This is a genomic window from Methylobacterium sp. Leaf469 (genome assembly GCF_001424745.1).
Taxonomy (GTDB): Bacteria; Pseudomonadota; Alphaproteobacteria; order Rhizobiales; family Beijerinckiaceae; genus Methylobacterium.
The window spans coordinates 1-14,282 of sequence record NZ_LMRE01000024.1 but is presented as its reverse complement, the minus strand read 5'-3'; the positions used below and the strand labels follow the sequence as shown (position 1 = coordinate 14,282).

The following is a 14,282-nucleotide window of genomic DNA, read 5'->3' as shown; positions in this document are numbered from 1 at the left end:
TTTGCCGCCGATCTCGCGGGCTGTCTCGGCAACGTGTCGGCCGCATCGCGCGCGGTGTCCTTGGCTTGGCCGTACAGGTTCTCGGCGGCACCCTGCGCCTCGCGGGCGCGGCCCTCGACCGAGTCCCGGTTCGAGCCCGTGAGGTCGCCCACCGTGCCCTGCACCTTGCCGCCGAGTTCCTTGGCGGCGCCCGTGATGCGATCCGTATCAACCATGATGTTTGTCCTGTTCAGGTTTCTGTTGTGTTCGTCAGGTGCGACGCATGACCGAATCTACGGTTTAGAAGCGATCTTCGGTTTCACGTCGGACTTCGGTGATTTCTGCTGAGACTTGCCCTCGGCTTCGACCTTCGGGTCGCCAACCAACTTTCCAATGGCTTCCTTGATCGAGCCTTTGATCTGGTCGGATGTGTCGGTCGTCTTCTGCGCGCTCACGGGATGCTCCAAAGCCTGGGCGATCGACGCATCCATCAAGTGGCCCGACTATCCCGGCGAGCAATGATGCAGATGTACCAGTTGAGTAATTTTATTTGCGTGGTTCGGTTAACGGAAATCCGTTGTCCCGGCCCCAGACGATGGCCTCGGAGCGCTTGTGGACGTCGAGCTTCCGGTAGAGCGACGCCGAATGGTTCCGCACCGTGTTCTTGGACAGGTTGAGCCGCGTGGCGATGGCGCTGTCCCCGAGCCCTTGACAGATCAGGTCGAGGATCTGGCGCTCTCGCACCGAGACGTTCGGGACGATGCCGTCCTTGTGATCGGTGCCCGGGCGACGCAGGTTGGCGAGTTTCTCGATGAGGCCGCGACTGAACCAAGAGGTGTCGGCCATCACGGCCTCGACGGCCTCGAACATCTCTCGTTCGGTGCGCTTGCGCTCGGTGATGTCCTGCAGAACCATTAAGGCGTAGGTCTCGGAACCGATCTCGACCCGCTCGGCCGAAACCAGGCAATCGAAGTTGGTGCCGTCCTCGTGCTTCAGGCAGACCTCAAGGCCGAGCACATAACCGGTTCGCGCCACCGCGGACTCGAACTTGATGCGGGCGGCATCGTGCACCCACAGGCCGAAATCGGCCGGCGAGCGTCTGGAGACCTTGTCGGCGCCGTAGCCGAACACCCGGGTGAAGGCTTCGTTCGCGCCCGTGATGGTGAAGCCGTCGGCGCGGGCCAGCAGGGTGGGCGCCGGGGTCAGGTTGAACGCCTTTGCAAAGCGTTCCTCGCTCTGGCGGAGGGCCGTCTCGGCCTTTCGCCGTAGGTCCAGGTCGGCGAAGGTGAACAGCATGCACGGCTCGTCACCGAGCTCGATGGGCTGGCCGGCGACGATGACGTAGCGGCTGCCCCCGTCGGGCAGGTCGAGACAGGCTTCCATCTGCGGGATGGTGCCGCCGCTGTTGAGACGGGAGATCGCGAGGTCACGGCTACGGGCACCGGCCAGGACATCGACCTCGTAGACGCTGCGGCCGATGACGGCGTCGCGGGTGTAGCCGGTCATCTCTAGGAAGCCGAGGTTGACCTTGACGTGGCGCAAGTCGGACAGCCGGCAGATCACCGCCGGTGCCGGATTGGCATTGAATGTGGTCTCGAACCGTTCCTCGGCCTCGAACTGCTCCGAGACGTCCTTCAAGATCAGCGCGAGGCAGCTCGGATTGCCCTCCCGGTCGGTGGCGACGAGGCTGCGCAGGGAGTGGACGAAGTCGACGTCCGGCCGGTCGATGCGCTTCACGTCGACGATGACGTCGTGGAAGCGCTCACCCGAGACGACCCGCTCCATTGGGTACTGGTTCGGGGTGTGATTGTTGCGGTAGCGCAGGGCGAAGCGCTCGCGGTAGGCGTCCACCGTCTCGCCGAGCTCGTCGACGGTCTCGGCGCCGTGCATCGCGAGCGCGGCCTCGTTGGCGTAGGCGATGGTCTGGTCGGGCTCGACCAGGATCACGCCCTCGCTCAGGCCGGCGATGATCTGCCGGAGCTCGTGCCTGTCGACGGCAACCGTCACCTTCGACCGCCTTCCCTGCTGCTTGGATTAAGCCAGGCCGTAACAGGTGGTTGGGGGAGACGGTTCCGGGCCGGGAGGGCCGCAGACCGGTATATCTGGATCATTGACGTGAATGTGAACGATCAGCCACAAACCGCTTCATGTTTTCTACCGTAGAGGGGCAGACAGATCCGGTCGACGACCGGAAGAAGGTTGAATCTTCTCGCATGTACTTAAGCATGATCTCCAACGAACCTTCGCCTGGCGAGGGATTGCCCCGCCATGTCCAGGATTTGATCGGACGGAAACTCGACGAGCTCATCCCGAGAGCCGACGCTGTCGATTCTGACACCCGGCTCGGTCGGGTGCTGCTTCGGTTCAGGGCCGCCCTGCTCGACGCCGAGGCGGAGCGACAGGTCACGAAGGCGTTCGGCTAAGAGCTTATCGCCCTCGTGCCGCGCCTGCGCCGCTTCGCCCTCGTTCGCACCGGAAACGCCGCGGAGGCCGACGACATGGTTCAGGCGACCCTGATGCGGGCCTGGGAGCGCAGGTCCCAGTTCGAGGACGGCACCAACCTCGTCGCGTGGCTGTTCACGATCCTGCGCAATACGCACCTGAACCAGCGCAAGCGCTTGCGACGCGAGGTCGAGGACGTCGACGGGGCATTCGCAGGCGCGCTTTCCTCGGCGCCGGACCAGGAGCATCGGATGGCCCTGTTCGAGTTGCAGGCCGCCCTGGATGACCTTCCCGTGGAGCAGCGCGAGACCCTGCTGCTGGTGACGGTGGATGGGCTCCGGCACGAGGATGCGGCAGCCATCCTCGGCTGCCAGGTCGGCACAGTGAACAGCCGGGTCAGCCGGGCGCGGGAACGTCTCGCCATCGCCCTGGGCCTATCATGACGGTGCACACGCCTGCACCGGATGCCGAGGGAACCGTCCCGCCCTTCGATCCGGCACCCGTCGCCGCGCGGGTGCAGGCCGCTCTCGACGGCTACCTGCGGGAACGCGCGCCCGACCAGCGGGTGGCGTTCTGGAAGGCGGTCGCGCTCGGATACGGCGGGAACTTCGAGACCCTGGCCGGATACGCGTTACCAGCGCCGTCGAAGACTTCGTCCTGAACGGGCCATCCATCGAACACGGTTCGGTGAGGGCGCCATGGAGACTGCATTTTACCAGGTCTTGGCCCAGAAAAATGATCCGTCTGCATCATTGAGCGATTCCGAGACGGTCATATCTCCCGGTCAACGCCGAACGCGTCGGTGCGAACGGCGAGCGAATACCGGAGATATGCCGGACTTCATGAGTCCCCCCGATCAGGTCCGGCATGGCCGCAGGGCCGGGCGTCGTGCCGCTCCGGGCGCACGTCCGGCCCGAAGGCCATCCGTCACGAACAGGTTGGAGGATTCCAGATTGGCCAATTCCGGCGCGCCTGAACCCACACCCGGGGCGGACGACCTCAACGAGGCGCCCCCGCGGCCTTTCCCGGGCGAGCGTCCCCTCGGGTCGGACGAGCCGTCGGAGCCCTATGAGGAAACTCCACCGAACGAGTCGCCTGGGCCCGGTATCGGTCCCGAGCGGCCGGCGGCGGAGCCGACCGCCCCGTGACGACGGAGCTGAGCGCGTTTCGGGAGGACTACGAGACGCAGGCGATCCAAGAGGCCATCGAGTCCGGCATGGCCCGCCGCGAGCTCATGGAGACCTTGGGCGGCCTGCGGATCAGCGACTTCATCCCGCCCCATGCCGGAGAACCGGTCGCGGATTATGCGGCCCGGGCAACGGGCGAGCTCATGGTCCGATACCTCGCGCAGGATCAGGACGACACCGTGCCACCCGTTTAGCGGGCAGGCCCTGGAGAGGAATTGATGTCATCCCATCCCAAGTTCGCCGCGCTGTGGCTGAGCATCGCGAGCGCCGTGCCTTTCCAGGCCGCAGCGCAGGCGGGCTTCGACGGACAATGGTCCGTCACCGCCACCGTCGAGGACGGCGGCTGCACGGGTCCCTACCGGTACCCCATCGTCATTCGTGACGGCGTCGTCGATGACGCGAGCGGCAGCGGGGCCTATGCATCGGGACGCGTCCGCAAGGACGGTCGTCTCGTCGGCTCCATAAAAAGCGGGCTTGCCGACATCGCCGTCGAAGGCCGCCTCCGGACAGCCGCGGGAGCCGGCCGCTGGAACCTCTCCGGTCCAATCCCTTGCCGCGGCCGCTGGACGGCAAGCAAGGCAGGGTAATCACGGTGATCGCACTGAGGCCAGCCTGCCGGGTCGAGCGCGAACATCATCCCTGAAGAAGCGCAGCTCCAGCTCAACGTCCGCACGTACGACGACGCGGTGCGGGACAAGGTGCTCGCCTCGATCAAGCGGGTCGTCGACGGGGAGGCCACCATCTCCGGCGCCCCGAAGCCGCCCCTCCTCACCAGGTTGGGGCGGTTCCCCTTGACGGTGAATGACGAGGACGCGACCGCCAAGGTGACCGAGGCCTTGAAGCGGCGGCTGGGAGAGGACCGCGTGCAGCCGGCCAGCAACGCGGCCGCTAGCGAGGACTTCACCGTCTTCGCCCGGGCCTGGGACGTGCCGTCGGTGTTCTGGTTCGTCGGCGGGACCGACCCGAAGCTTTACGCCGAAGCGGAGAAGGCCGGGACACTGAACGAGCTCCCCTCCAATCACTCGCCCTAGTACGCCCCCGTCCTGACGCCGACCCTGCGCACCGGTGTCGAGACCATGCTGGCCGCCGCCGGTAGCTGGCTTGCGCCGGCGTCCCCGCCGTCGGACGCCCGCTGACGGACGTCCCCCCGGTCGGGTCAATCTACCTTTCGACCGGGGAGCGATGTCTAAACTTGGATGGATGGGCCCGGATGCGACCGGACAGGTCTCGACCCAACATAGCCATCCATCGCACGCTTCGAATCATCCCGAAGAAGACGTTCGATTCATGGGCGAGGGCAAAGTATAGGGATCGCTCAAGGGATTTCTAAGAGCAGCTTCAGGCACGCAGAGCCCCTGGTGTCAGGCCGTCCTCCCGACGCATCACTGATGTCAGGTGGCTTTGGCTGGAGAACCCGCATGTCAAAGCGATTTCTGCCAGACTCATGGGCCCGCCGAGGATGAGTGTACGCGCATGATCGAGACGCATGCGGGTAAGGTACTGATGAGGGCTCGTGCCGGTGCGCTGCCGGAAGGTGCGGAGCAATTGGCTGGACGAGAGACCGACCACGCTCGCGATGTCGTCAAGCTTGACGGTACCGGCAAAATTCGCAGACATGTAATCCCGCAGCCGCCTGAACTGTCGGTCGGACAAACCGGCACCGACCTGTTTTACGCTGCGGGCGCCATATTGCTTGAGCAAGTGGAACCCTAAAAGGTTCAACAGCGAGTCCAATTGCAGGTCTGGCATGCCCGTATCGGCGTCGCATCGGAGCTCGTCACGGAGCATTTCGCCTAGAATGGCCACACGGCGATCCAGAACAGGTAATGCGTCAGACATGACGGTAGCTGAAGGCAGGTCGAAGCTGTCTTGCGCCACTTTATCGAGCCAGCGTTCCGACAGGGCGAAAGCCGCAACCTCCTTGTGCTCGTGCCATCGCGCCCAGTAATCCGCACCAGCAGGCACAATCTCGCACATCCCGCTGGTGGCGGACGCAGTGCGTATCCTCGTCCCACCTAACCGCGTCTCGCGATTTGCGAATGGCGCGAACGAGAACAATACCAAATGATGGGGAATGGTTTGGCTGATCTCCCCGGCATCTCGCTTATTCCACGCCGCCGTGCCGAAATCCGTTCGGACGAGCCGCCCCCAGTTCGGCACGGGATCTTCGGCGGTGGCGACGTCGGGAAAGCCAGGCTGGTCGAGTTGATCCATAATCGCTTTCCGTCCGGAATGCGCGGCTTCTACTACGAACGCGCAATTTCTGAAAGCCAAGCTTGGGAGCTTCGGCTAGTTTTCCTCTTATCGACAAAGAGGAAAGACTATGACAAATACAAACGCAGGCGGGGATCTCAGTGGCAAGATCGGATTGGTTACTGGCGCAACGCGCAACCAAGGAAGAGCCTATGCTGTGATGCTAGCGCAGAATGGCTGTCGCGGCGTAGCGGTTCACTATCATGGTGAGCGTTCGCGCGGCGAGGCTGAGGAGACCGCCGCCGAGATCGAGCACCTCGGCAGCACCCCTTTCCTAGTCAGTGCGAACCTTGCGCGGGTCAGCGAAGTGACAGAACTCTTCGATGCAATCGACCGTCAGTTCGGGCAACTGGACATCGTGGTGAACACCGTCGGCAAGGTGGTGAAAAAGCCCTTCGTAGAGATCACTGAAGACGATTTCGACCAGAGCTTCGCGGTCAATACCAAGGCTGCCTTCTTCTGCATGCAGGAGGCCGCGAAACGCATCTCGGATCACGGTCGGATCATTAACATAGGGACGACACTACAAGCCGCGACCACCGGACTGTACTCGGTCTACGCGGGGTCGAAGGCACCCCTCGAACATTTCACCCGGGCCCTGGCCAAGGAAATCGGCGCTCGGGGTGTCACGGTGAACACGGTCGCGCCGGGTCCCTTGAACACGTCCTTCTTCTACCCGGCCGAAACCGAGCATTCCACTGAATTCCTGAAGGGTATGAGCGTCCAGAATCGCCTGGGCGAGATCGACGAGATCACGCCCCTCATAGCATTCCTGGCCGGGCCGAGCAGCGGTTGGGTTACGGCACAGACCCTGTTCATCAACGGTGGATTTATCGCACGCTGAGACCGGCGGCGAGTATTCCGAACCCCTGGAGGGATATGTGATTGTCATGTGATTGCCGCTCCGCTGCAGCGGAGCGGCAATCACTGTCTCATGACCCATCCGGATGTCCGTCATCTCGTCCCCATGCAGATCAGTGGCACGAGACAAATTGCAAAGCTTGATCGACGCGCGCCTGTGGATTAAGAATTCACCAAATAATCGCAAATTTAGTTTTCCTGTAATTTGCGCTGAAATCGATCCAGAGGGAGCATCTGCAGTGCGATCTGAAGTTTCCTCCTACCCTATGACATTCGCAGTTATGCAAGGCAGAGCGCTTGACTTTCTTCGAAGCTACGCCGCGTTGATCTACATTTTTCTATCCGCAGCCGTCATATTTCTGTTCGACACATGGAGCCCATTACATTTTGCCGTCGCTGTTCTTTATAGCGTCGTCGTGGTTCTAGCGAACCTCTGGTTTAAGCGCCTTGGCACGATCAGAACTGCGGCGTTCTGCGCATTTCTAACAGGCCTGAGCTTCATCATCACTCACGGCGCGGATCTGGAGAGTGCTGCCTCGGCCCGGACATTGATCAGCCTCGCTGCCATTGCGATCACGACGAAACTGGCTTTGTTAAACATCGTCACTCGCGAGCGGCTAATCATGGTCGGAAAAGAAAAAGACAACTTGGCTCGGTTTTTCCCGCCCGCCATCGTCGAGCAAATCGCTAAGAACGACATTGCGCTATCGACAACGCGCTACGAACCTGCCGCGGTCCTGTTCGTCGATATGATCGGGTTCACGAAATTCTGTAGCGCTCTGCAACCGCAGGACGTGATCGCCATGCTTCGTGAATTACTATGCTCCCTGAGCGCCAGTGTGTTCGAGCACCAGGGCACCGTGGACAAGTTCACGGGCGACGGTTTGATCGCAGTATTCGGCTTGCCCGTCTCGAACGACCTGAGTGCCACGAACGCCGTACGATGTGCGCTGACCATGCAGGCGAGGCTCCAGGCATGGAACGATGAACGTGCGGCGTCGGGACTGGAAGCGGTCGCCGTTGCCATCGGGATCCATTACGGCGATGTCGTGCTCGGCGATGTCGGATGCGAAAGCAGGCTGGAATTGACGGTCCTGGGCGATACCGTGAACGTTGCGAGCCGCGTCGAGCATCACTGCCGTGAAGATAAGGCCTCGATCCTGATCACGGACGCTGTAGTCAGGCGCATGCAGAGCGAGGGAAGCGAGGGAACGGTAAGAAGATTCACGGACCGAGGTTTTCACACGATCCGGGGACATTCGGATGCCATACGACTGTTCGCAATTCCAAGAGATGGAGTGCTAGACGTCGATCAGCTTTAAGCAGGGTGATGATATCTAAGTATTTTGGATGGGTCGCTGCCAATACGACGCATCCAACCGTGTCCGAACTATGGTTCTTCAGGCACAAAAACTGACCGACCGCTTACCACCCATTGCGGATGTTCGTGGCGGGTACCCCAGACCCAATCCAAAGGGGAACGGCTCTAGCCGAGGATAGGGAGCGTTGGGCTGCCCGGCACCGGTGGGTGCCCAAGGGCAGACAGGATCGCGTCCAGGCCGTCGGTCAGGGCCGCGGGCCCGGGCTGGAGGATGAGGGGCGACTTGATCTCGTGGATGCGCCCCTGAGCTACGGCCGGCATATCGGCCCAGCCTGGACGTAAGGCAATGCGGGACGGCACGACCTTCTTCCCACACCAAGATGCGAGGATGACCTCGGGCGCCGCCGCAAGCACCGCCTCGGGCGATACGATGCGGTCCTTGGCGGCCGCCTGCCGGGCAAGCTCTGGAAAGACGTCATCGCCGCCGGCGATGCCCACGAGCTCCGACACCCAGCCGATGCCTGAGATGAGCGGTTCGTCCCATTCCTCGAAGTACACCCGGGCCCGGGGTCGCCCACGGACGAGGTCAACCACCCGAGCCAGGCGGTCCTCGTAGCCGGTCGTAAGCGCCTCGGCCCGGTCCCGGGCGTCGACGAGTGCCCCGAGGGTGCGGATCATCGCCAAGATGCCCGCGACGTCGCGATGGTTGAAAGCGTGCACCGCGACGCCCGCCCGCACGAGATCGACGACGATGCCAGCTTGAAGATCGGAGAAGGTCAGCACCAGGTCAGGTGTCAGGGCAAGGATCTTGGGGATGTCGGCGCTGGTGAAGGCCGAGACCCGCGGCTTCTCCCGACGCACCCGGGCGGGCCGGACGGCATAGCCAGACACGCCGACGATGCGGTCCTCATCGCCCAGCAGGTACAAGGTCTCCACCGTCTCCTCGGTCAGGCAGACTATGCGTTCGGGCGGGAAGCGACGCATAAGGTCCGTGGCCTTATGAAATCGAGCCAGCGTTTAGACGCGCTTCCGGCTCATCCCACCGGACATGCCTTCACAACAGCATCCACCCTTTTTGGCCTTCATGCTCTCGTGGCCCATCGCCATAGAGCCCTTACCGCACATCGGCGCCTTGCCCTTTCCGCCTCCGCAGCAGCTCATTGCCATCGCGGGCGCGGAGCCCAGCATTACCAGGGCAACCGTGGTCAGGAGCAGCTTCTTCATGGGACTTCCTTATTCGGACTTCATCTACCCCTACCATTCCTGAGCGCAGGACCGAAGTTGGCGCCCGCTCACCCGAAGGCTTTGGAGATCACGATACCAAGCGCGGAAGTGAGCCCGGGACCTGCCAATACAAGGGTTGCGAAGCTTGCTTAGCCTTCGACGATCAGGCAGCAGGACGCCCTTCTGTGGCTATTCACACGCGGCCCAGCCTCGGTATCAAGCGTACCTAAGCCAAGGCTTGGTCCCAACCGGCTAGGCTAAATAGGAGTGCAACGCGGTCCAAAGGTACTTGCAGATAGGTGCGCACCGTCGACTACGTCTTTGCCAACAACGAACCCAGTTGCGGCAAAGCTGTCGTCAATCGTTTACGCGCCTCCAAATTCCGAGCCTCCTTAGAGTCGCTCAAATCTGAACGTTCGCGAAACTGAATACTAAATTCGAGTTAAATGTATCCTTGCGGCCCGGACCTACGGCCGGGGGAGCGGGGGCGGGTCGGCCATATCCGGCCCACCCCAATTGTTCAGGCCTTGCCGGTGACCTTGTCGGCGACGTGCTTGGCGCCGTCCTTGACGTCCCCGGTCGTCTTCTGGGCGTCGCCCTTGAGTTCCTGCGCCTTGCCCTCGGCCTTGAGCTTGTCGTTGTCGGTCGCGTTGCCGATGCCCTGCTTCACGTTGCCGACGGCCTCGTTGGCGAGACCCTTGATCTTGTCGGTGGTGCTGCTCATGGCGCTTCTCCTCACCCGGGACCGGAGCGGCCCGGGGGCTCAGGAACGGCGTCCGGATCGATCCCGTTCCTGATCGTGGTTCACGGCTGCGCGACGGATGGCTCTCGGAGATCCGGCTATTCGTGCTGATCTTCGGGGAAACGAGGATCCTCACGCCTTCCCCTGCATCCAAATCATCGCCAGGGGCTTGCGAAAACCGCATCGGATCGTTGCGGGGAACGCTGCGTCTTGGCTCCGACAACGCAAACGGGACAGGTACAGCCTCGATGGCAGGCTGCCCCGTCCCGTTCGTGCCGTCTCGACGGAAAGTCCCTTGCCCCTCCAGGCCCTCGAAAGGGCCGTTCATCCTATTGGCCGACGGTGGAGCCTGTGGAGGTCGTCGACTTGACCGGCTTCGAACCCGGCTCGTGCGTCATCGTCTTGGTGCGGGATTCGACGCTCTCGCCGTCGCGGACCTTGGTCTTGGTCTGAGATTTCGAGAAGGTGCCGCCGTCGTGAGCCATCGCCTTGGCCTGCCCGTTCAGGCCGCCGTTCCCGGTCTCGTTGACCTTCGCGCGATCCATGGTCTTGGCCCCTGCGGCGCTGCCGCCCGTCGCGAGCGACGAGCCGGTGGCGCCGTTCGCCCCCGTGGACGTGCCGCCGGTGCCGACCGTCGACGCGGAGGTGCCACCGACGGCGGCCGAGCCGGCGCTGCCGCCGGTCGCGCTGCCGCGGGTCTGGGCCTCGGCCATCGCGGGGGCGAGAAGTAGCCCAAGGGCCGCGAACGCCGGAATGATCCTGGTCATCGTCATGTCAGCCTCACCTCTTGTCCTTGGGAACGGTGACTACGCAATCGCCGTCGCCCGTGGTGGTCATCGTCGTGCCGTTGCCGGAACTCGAACTGGAAGCCGAGCTGCTCGTCGTGCCATTCGCGGATCGTGTGGTCACGGACGGGCCACCGGTCGTGGAACTCTTCACGCCGTCCGGGCCGGCCGTGACCGAACTCGACAGCGCCCCGGTGTTCCTCGCGTCGTCGGAGTGGACGACCTTGCAGGGCTTTCCGTTGGCGCCGGTGTTAACCGTCGTGCCGCCCGAAACGCCGTTCGGACCCGCGGTGACGGTGCTGGTTTGGGCATGGCTCGCGGCGACCCCGGCAAGGGCGAGGGCGCCGCCGAGAAGCGGCAGGATCAGGCGCGCCATGGTGCAACTCTCCTCGGTAGCGGGACGGGCGCGGTCCCGTAGGTCCGCGCCCGAGGTTTTAGGAGCGCGCCGGCTCAGCGCTTGTTGTGGCCGGGCGCGTTCTCGGAGTTGCCGTGACCGCCCTTGTCATGACCGGCCGCGCCGCCCGACTTCCCGGCGCCGTCGGACATGCCGGCCGACGAGCCGCCGGTGCCGACGGTCGAGCCGCTGGTGCCCTTGCCGGCTGACGAACCGCCGGTACCCACGGTCGAGTTGGAGCCGCCGCCCGTACCGGCCGACGAGCCGCCGGTGCCGACGGTCGAGGAGCTGGTGCCGCCGCCCGCCGACGAACCGCCGGTGCCCAGCGTCGAGGACGTGCCCGCACCGGTGCCGGAGCCGGCGGACGAACCGCCCGTGCCGACGGTGGAGGAGCTGGTGCCGCCGCCGGCCGACGAGCCGCCGGTGCCGACGGTGGAGGACGACTGCGCGACCGCCAGGGCGGCGCCGCCGAGGACGAAGGTGGTAGCGAGGGCGGCGACGCGAAGCTGCTTAAACATGGTTTTCTCCGGTTGTTCTGGTCGTTACGGAACAACAAACGGAGACCACGGAGATACCGTTCCAAAATAACGCAGCATTGAAGAGCAATCGGCCTGAATGAATGGCAGATTAACACAGTGTGTATGTTTGGTTCAGTCATAGATCTACTGTCGGGACATTGCCCGGGGGACGGTTCTTCGCTCCGTCGATTGCCAGGGCGTTCGCTCCTGGCTGATCCATCGCATCCCTCGGTCGATCCGTATGGGGGATGCGAGATCGGCCAGGAACGGCGATCCTCGCGGGACCGTTCCCGTCGCCGGAAGCCGGGGGACAGGACTGTCGCGGGGAAAAGCCGGGCGTCAGGTTCGGGCATGGAGGGGTCGCCAATGGGCCCCACCGAGACCCGAGACTCCCGGCGGAACGGTTTGCGGTCGCCGCACATTCCTGGGCACCCGATCCGGGCTCAGGAGAATATTCATGCGTCGTTTCGTTCTCGCCCTCGCCGCCGTCACCGCCCTGACCGGCCCCGTCCTCGCCAAGGACGAAGCCCCCACGCCTCCGGCCACCGTCAAGTTCGCTCCCGTCCCGCAGGACGCGGTGTTGAGCTACAACCTGATCGGCCTGAACGTCGTCGACGGCACCAACAGCAACGTCGGTGAGATCAAGGACATCGTCATCGAGAAGGGCAAGCTCGCCGGCTACATCGTGTCCGTAGGAGGCTTCCTCGGCATGGGCGAGCGCTACGTGATGATCGACCCGTCCTCCGTCGCCCTGACCTATGACACGGGCGCCAAGAAGTGGAAGGCGTCCGTGAACGCGAGCAAGGATGCGCTGAAGGCCGCCCCCGAGTTCAAGTACGACGGTAAGTTTAAGCGCTGAGACCATGGGCGGGAGCGCTCGTCGCTCCCGCCTCATGGGCGAGTTCGAGCTCCAGGGTGACGTCGTTCAGGTAAAGGGCGATGCGGCGCACGGCCCTGCGGTCCCAGCCATCGACGTAGAAGCCGACGGCCCAGGGCTGGCCCTCGTAACGATGGAGGACGCTTTCGCCCATCAGGGCGATCTCGCGCTCGGACCTCGCCTCAAGGACGCGCCGTTCGTCATGGGTCACGAGCGTCACGCGGAAGTGCCCGTCGATCATGGTGGTCGGCCTCCGCGAACCTATCCCGTTACTCGCCCGGCCGCTCGCATGGACGAGACAACGCCGCAAGCGGCGAAACCGATCCGCGATTTGCAAGGGACATGCGTTGGTATCCGTGCGCGGACGGGGAGCCGTGAGGCTGTGCGGCTCCGGGGAGGCGGCAGGAACGGTATTGGCGCCCTTGGGATTACGATGGTCCGCACCGACCGCGCAGGGAGGTGACTCGCCCTGGAGGGCAAACGAACCGAGGCTGGTGCATGGTCACGTCCCGATTGGCGGCTTACGCCTTGTTCACGGTCGTCCTCGCTTCTCTGGTCGGCGTATGGGCCGGCGATGCCCCCAGGGTACTGCTGCACGGCAACTACTGCTGGCCGGGCAACAACGGCCCGCTCGCGCCCATCGATGCCCTTGATGCGGCCTGCGCCCGTCACGACGACTGCACCCCCGACAACGGACCGGCGACGAAGGCGTGCAACTTACGCCTCCAGGCCGAGGCCGAGGGCGTAGCCCAGGATCCCCGGCAACCTGACGAGCTTCGGGCCATGGCCGGCGTGGTGGCATCGGGGGCCGCGATGATGCCGTCGGCCCCCGCGGCCCAGGCCATGGCTCCGGTTCGCCCCGCGGAGGACGGCGCCGAGGTGCGTCTGCCTCAGGCTACCGGGAACGACGAGACCGATGGCGGCGAGACACCCCCCGATTAGCGATGGCGGCCGGTCCCGACACGAGGAGCCGGCGTTCCGAGCCAATCGACCACGTCCGATTGGTCGAGGGCGTTAAGGACGGGATCGGAATCGCAAGAGTGCGGTGCAACGGATTCCGGACCTTGATGTTGCTACGGCGGAAATCCGACGGCTCGCCGTTGGGCGGGAGGGGCTCGCCATCCCTCATGAGGGCCGAACGCCAGTGCCCGATGTCCTTCCGGCGCAAGGAGACGACACCATGTCCAACAAGCTGCTTCTCGCCATGGCCGCAGCCGGCCTGTTCGCCCTCCCGATGACCGCCCAGGCACAGGGAACCCTGCGCGGTGCCGCCGAGGGCGCCGAGCGCGGTGCCGATGCGGCCGGTCCCATCGGCGGCATCGTTGGCGGCGCAGTCGGCGCGGCCACCGGCACCGTCGGCGGCATCCTCGGCGTCGAGGATCGCCCGCGCTTCCGTTCCTACGTCCGCGAGCGCGGCGTCCGTTCGTATAGCTGGGGTGGCCCGGTGAGCGTCGGGACCGTGCTGCCCGACGACGAGGTCACCTACTACGACGTGCCCGAGGAGTACCGGACCCGTCCGGGCTATCGCTACACCATCGTCAACGAGCGCCCGGTGCTGGTGGACCGCAGCCGCCGCATCGTCGAGGTCATCGACTGACGAACCTAGAGGCTGTTATGGACCTGAGCGGTCTGGAATCCAGATGAGGAGGCATGACCTCTTCGCGCCAAGCCTACCCGTCCGATGTTTCCGATGATGAAT

The 14,282-nt window shown here is 64.1% G+C and carries 22 protein-coding genes; 11 read left to right on the top strand and 11 right to left on the bottom strand.

Annotated features, from left to right (window positions below; translation table 11 throughout):
• The 3 genes from ASG60_RS13760 to ASG60_RS13750 all read right to left on the bottom strand — a co-directional run.
• On the bottom strand, positions 1-215 hold a 215-nt coding region (locus ASG60_RS13760), incomplete at its 3' end, for a CsbD family protein (protein WP_156398901.1).
• Between the two features lie 57 nt (positions 216-272).
• Entirely contained in the window at positions 273-434 is a 162-nt protein-coding gene (locus tag ASG60_RS13755) for a CsbD family protein (protein ID WP_244473773.1), read from the bottom strand.
• Between the two features lie 91 nt (positions 435-525).
• The gene (locus ASG60_RS13750; protein WP_056386144.1) at positions 526-1,986 is read right to left on the bottom strand and encodes a helix-turn-helix transcriptional regulator; all 1,461 of its coding nucleotides are present in this window, start codon (positions 1,984-1,986) and stop codon (positions 526-528) included.
• A gap of 140 nt (positions 1,987-2,126) precedes the next feature.
• On the opposite strand from ASG60_RS13750, the gene ASG60_RS23495 reads away from it, so the two are divergent.
• The 6 genes from ASG60_RS23495 to ASG60_RS13725 all read left to right on the top strand — a co-directional run bounded on the left by ASG60_RS23495 (position 2,127) and on the right by ASG60_RS13725 (position 4,639).
• Positions 2,127-2,402 (top strand): hypothetical protein, encoded by a 276-nt coding sequence (locus ASG60_RS23495; protein WP_244476666.1) that lies wholly within the window; start codon positions 2,127-2,129, stop codon positions 2,400-2,402.
• 15 nt (positions 2,403-2,417) lie between these two features.
• Positions 2,418-2,864, top strand: coding sequence for a sigma-70 family RNA polymerase sigma factor (locus ASG60_RS13745; RefSeq protein WP_244476665.1), 447 nt, complete (start codon positions 2,418-2,420; stop codon positions 2,862-2,864).
• Complete coding sequence (locus ASG60_RS13740) at positions 2,861-3,082, top strand: hypothetical protein (protein ID WP_056171494.1); 222 nt, start codon at positions 2,861-2,863, stop codon at positions 3,080-3,082. The genes ASG60_RS13745 and ASG60_RS13740 overlap by 4 nt, the downstream gene beginning before the upstream one ends.
• Positions 3,083-3,565: 483 nt before the next feature.
• Entirely contained in the window at positions 3,566-3,802 is a 237-nt protein-coding gene (locus tag ASG60_RS13735; protein WP_056171496.1) for a hypothetical protein, read from the top strand.
• A 24-nt stretch (positions 3,803-3,826) separates the two neighbouring features.
• Complete coding sequence (locus ASG60_RS13730) at positions 3,827-4,195, top strand: hypothetical protein (protein WP_056386142.1); 369 nt, start codon at positions 3,827-3,829, stop codon at positions 4,193-4,195.
• Between the two features lie 99 nt (positions 4,196-4,294).
• Positions 4,295-4,639 (top strand): M20/M25/M40 family metallo-hydrolase, encoded by a 345-nt coding sequence (locus tag ASG60_RS13725; RefSeq protein ID WP_244476664.1) that lies wholly within the window; start codon positions 4,295-4,297, stop codon positions 4,637-4,639.
• 307 nt (positions 4,640-4,946) lie between these two features.
• On the opposite strand, the gene ASG60_RS13720 is transcribed toward ASG60_RS13725, so the two are convergent.
• Positions 4,947-5,822, bottom strand: a complete 876-nt coding sequence (locus tag ASG60_RS13720; RefSeq protein WP_056386139.1) for an AraC family transcriptional regulator — start codon at positions 5,820-5,822, stop codon at positions 4,947-4,949.
• Between the two features lie 109 nt (positions 5,823-5,931).
• Between ASG60_RS13720 and ASG60_RS13715 the strand changes: the two genes are divergently transcribed.
• Positions 5,932-6,705 carry an SDR family oxidoreductase gene (locus ASG60_RS13715; RefSeq protein WP_056386136.1) on the top strand — a complete coding sequence of 258 codons (774 nt, stop codon included), beginning with the start codon at positions 5,932-5,934 and terminating at the stop codon, positions 6,703-6,705.
• Positions 6,706-6,862: 157 nt separating this feature from the next.
• Entirely contained in the window at positions 6,863-8,044 is a 1,182-nt protein-coding gene (locus tag ASG60_RS13710; protein ID WP_210168497.1) for an adenylate/guanylate cyclase domain-containing protein, read from the top strand.
• A gap of 164 nt (positions 8,045-8,208) precedes the next feature.
• Here the strand turns inward: ASG60_RS13710 and ASG60_RS13705 are convergent, their stop codons facing one another.
• From ASG60_RS13705 to ASG60_RS13680, 6 genes are all read right to left on the bottom strand, one after another.
• Positions 8,209-9,027 (bottom strand): cobalamin-binding protein, encoded by an 819-nt coding sequence (locus tag ASG60_RS13705; protein WP_056386131.1) that lies wholly within the window; start codon positions 9,025-9,027, stop codon positions 8,209-8,211.
• 33 nt (positions 9,028-9,060) lie between these two features.
• Positions 9,061-9,267, bottom strand: coding sequence for a hypothetical protein (locus ASG60_RS22095; RefSeq protein WP_082515279.1), 207 nt, complete (start codon positions 9,265-9,267; stop codon positions 9,061-9,063).
• 520 nt (positions 9,268-9,787) lie between these two features.
• Positions 9,788-9,991, bottom strand: a complete 204-nt coding sequence (locus ASG60_RS13695) for a CsbD family protein (RefSeq protein WP_056171512.1) — start codon at positions 9,989-9,991, stop codon at positions 9,788-9,790.
• A 347-nt stretch (positions 9,992-10,338) separates the two neighbouring features.
• Complete coding sequence (locus tag ASG60_RS13690; protein ID WP_056171513.1) at positions 10,339-10,782, bottom strand: hypothetical protein; 444 nt, start codon at positions 10,780-10,782, stop codon at positions 10,339-10,341.
• A gap of 7 nt (positions 10,783-10,789) precedes the next feature.
• Positions 10,790-11,170 (bottom strand): hypothetical protein, encoded by a 381-nt coding sequence (locus ASG60_RS13685; protein ID WP_056171516.1) that lies wholly within the window; start codon positions 11,168-11,170, stop codon positions 10,790-10,792.
• A 74-nt stretch (positions 11,171-11,244) separates the two neighbouring features.
• Positions 11,245-11,706: a hypothetical protein gene (locus tag ASG60_RS13680; RefSeq protein ID WP_056386130.1), complete on the bottom strand. Its 462-nt coding sequence runs from the start codon at positions 11,704-11,706 to the stop codon at positions 11,245-11,247.
• A gap of 457 nt (positions 11,707-12,163) precedes the next feature.
• Between ASG60_RS13680 and ASG60_RS13675 the strand changes: the two genes are divergently transcribed.
• Entirely contained in the window at positions 12,164-12,565 is a 402-nt protein-coding gene (locus ASG60_RS13675) for a PRC-barrel domain-containing protein (protein ID WP_056386127.1), read from the top strand.
• On the opposite strand, the gene ASG60_RS13670 is transcribed toward ASG60_RS13675, so the two are convergent.
• Positions 12,555-12,824 carry a hypothetical protein gene (locus tag ASG60_RS13670; RefSeq protein ID WP_056386125.1) on the bottom strand — a complete coding sequence of 90 codons (270 nt, stop codon included), beginning with the start codon at positions 12,822-12,824 and terminating at the stop codon, positions 12,555-12,557. The two genes, ASG60_RS13675 and ASG60_RS13670, sit on opposite strands and share 11 nt — an antisense overlap.
• A 257-nt stretch (positions 12,825-13,081) precedes the next feature.
• Between ASG60_RS13670 and ASG60_RS23490 the strand changes: the two genes are divergently transcribed.
• Together ASG60_RS23490 and ASG60_RS13660 are read left to right on the top strand one after the other, a co-directional pair.
• Positions 13,082-13,525, top strand: a complete 444-nt coding sequence (locus tag ASG60_RS23490) for a hypothetical protein (protein ID WP_244476663.1) — start codon at positions 13,082-13,084, stop codon at positions 13,523-13,525.
• A gap of 238 nt (positions 13,526-13,763) precedes the next feature.
• Positions 13,764-14,180 (top strand): DUF1236 domain-containing protein, encoded by a 417-nt coding sequence (locus ASG60_RS13660; RefSeq protein ID WP_056386123.1) that lies wholly within the window; start codon positions 13,764-13,766, stop codon positions 14,178-14,180.
• Positions 14,181-14,282 lie beyond the last annotated feature (102 nt).

What these genes read in the sequence shown, in the direction of transcription:
- ASG60_RS13720 (WP_056386139.1), bottom strand. Translation starts at nt 5,822, where the DNA reads ATGGATCAACTCGACCAGCCTGGCTTTCCCGACGTCGCCACCGCCGAA.
- ASG60_RS13675 (WP_056386127.1), top strand. Translation starts at nt 12,164, where the DNA reads ATGCGTCGTTTCGTTCTCGCCCTCGCCGCCGTCACCGCCCTGACCGGC.
- ASG60_RS13685 (WP_056171516.1), bottom strand. Translation starts at nt 11,170, where the DNA reads ATGGCGCGCCTGATCCTGCCGCTTCTCGGCGGCGCCCTCGCCCTTGCC.
- ASG60_RS13680 (WP_056386130.1), bottom strand. Translation starts at nt 11,706, where the DNA reads ATGTTTAAGCAGCTTCGCGTCGCCGCCCTCGCTACCACCTTCGTCCTC.
- ASG60_RS13715 (WP_056386136.1), top strand. Translation starts at nt 5,932, where the DNA reads ATGACAAATACAAACGCAGGCGGGGATCTCAGTGGCAAGATCGGATTG.
- ASG60_RS13740 (WP_056171494.1), top strand. Translation starts at nt 2,861, where the DNA reads ATGACGGTGCACACGCCTGCACCGGATGCCGAGGGAACCGTCCCGCCC.
- ASG60_RS13705 (WP_056386131.1), bottom strand. Translation starts at nt 9,027, where the DNA reads ATGCGTCGCTTCCCGCCCGAACGCATAGTCTGCCTGACCGAGGAGACG.
- ASG60_RS23495 (WP_244476666.1), top strand. Translation starts at nt 2,127, where the DNA reads ATGTTTTCTACCGTAGAGGGGCAGACAGATCCGGTCGACGACCGGAAG.
- ASG60_RS22095 (WP_082515279.1), bottom strand. Translation starts at nt 9,267, where the DNA reads ATGAAGAAGCTGCTCCTGACCACGGTTGCCCTGGTAATGCTGGGCTCC.
- ASG60_RS23490 (WP_244476663.1), top strand. Translation starts at nt 13,082, where the DNA reads ATGGTCACGTCCCGATTGGCGGCTTACGCCTTGTTCACGGTCGTCCTC.
- ASG60_RS13660 (WP_056386123.1), top strand. Translation starts at nt 13,764, where the DNA reads ATGTCCAACAAGCTGCTTCTCGCCATGGCCGCAGCCGGCCTGTTCGCC.
- ASG60_RS13730 (WP_056386142.1), top strand. Translation starts at nt 3,827, where the DNA reads ATGTCATCCCATCCCAAGTTCGCCGCGCTGTGGCTGAGCATCGCGAGC.
- ASG60_RS13695 (WP_056171512.1), bottom strand. Translation starts at nt 9,991, where the DNA reads ATGAGCAGCACCACCGACAAGATCAAGGGTCTCGCCAACGAGGCCGTC.
- ASG60_RS13670 (WP_056386125.1), bottom strand. Translation starts at nt 12,824, where the DNA reads ATGATCGACGGGCACTTCCGCGTGACGCTCGTGACCCATGACGAACGG.
- ASG60_RS13690 (WP_056171513.1), bottom strand. Translation starts at nt 10,782, where the DNA reads ATGACGATGACCAGGATCATTCCGGCGTTCGCGGCCCTTGGGCTACTT.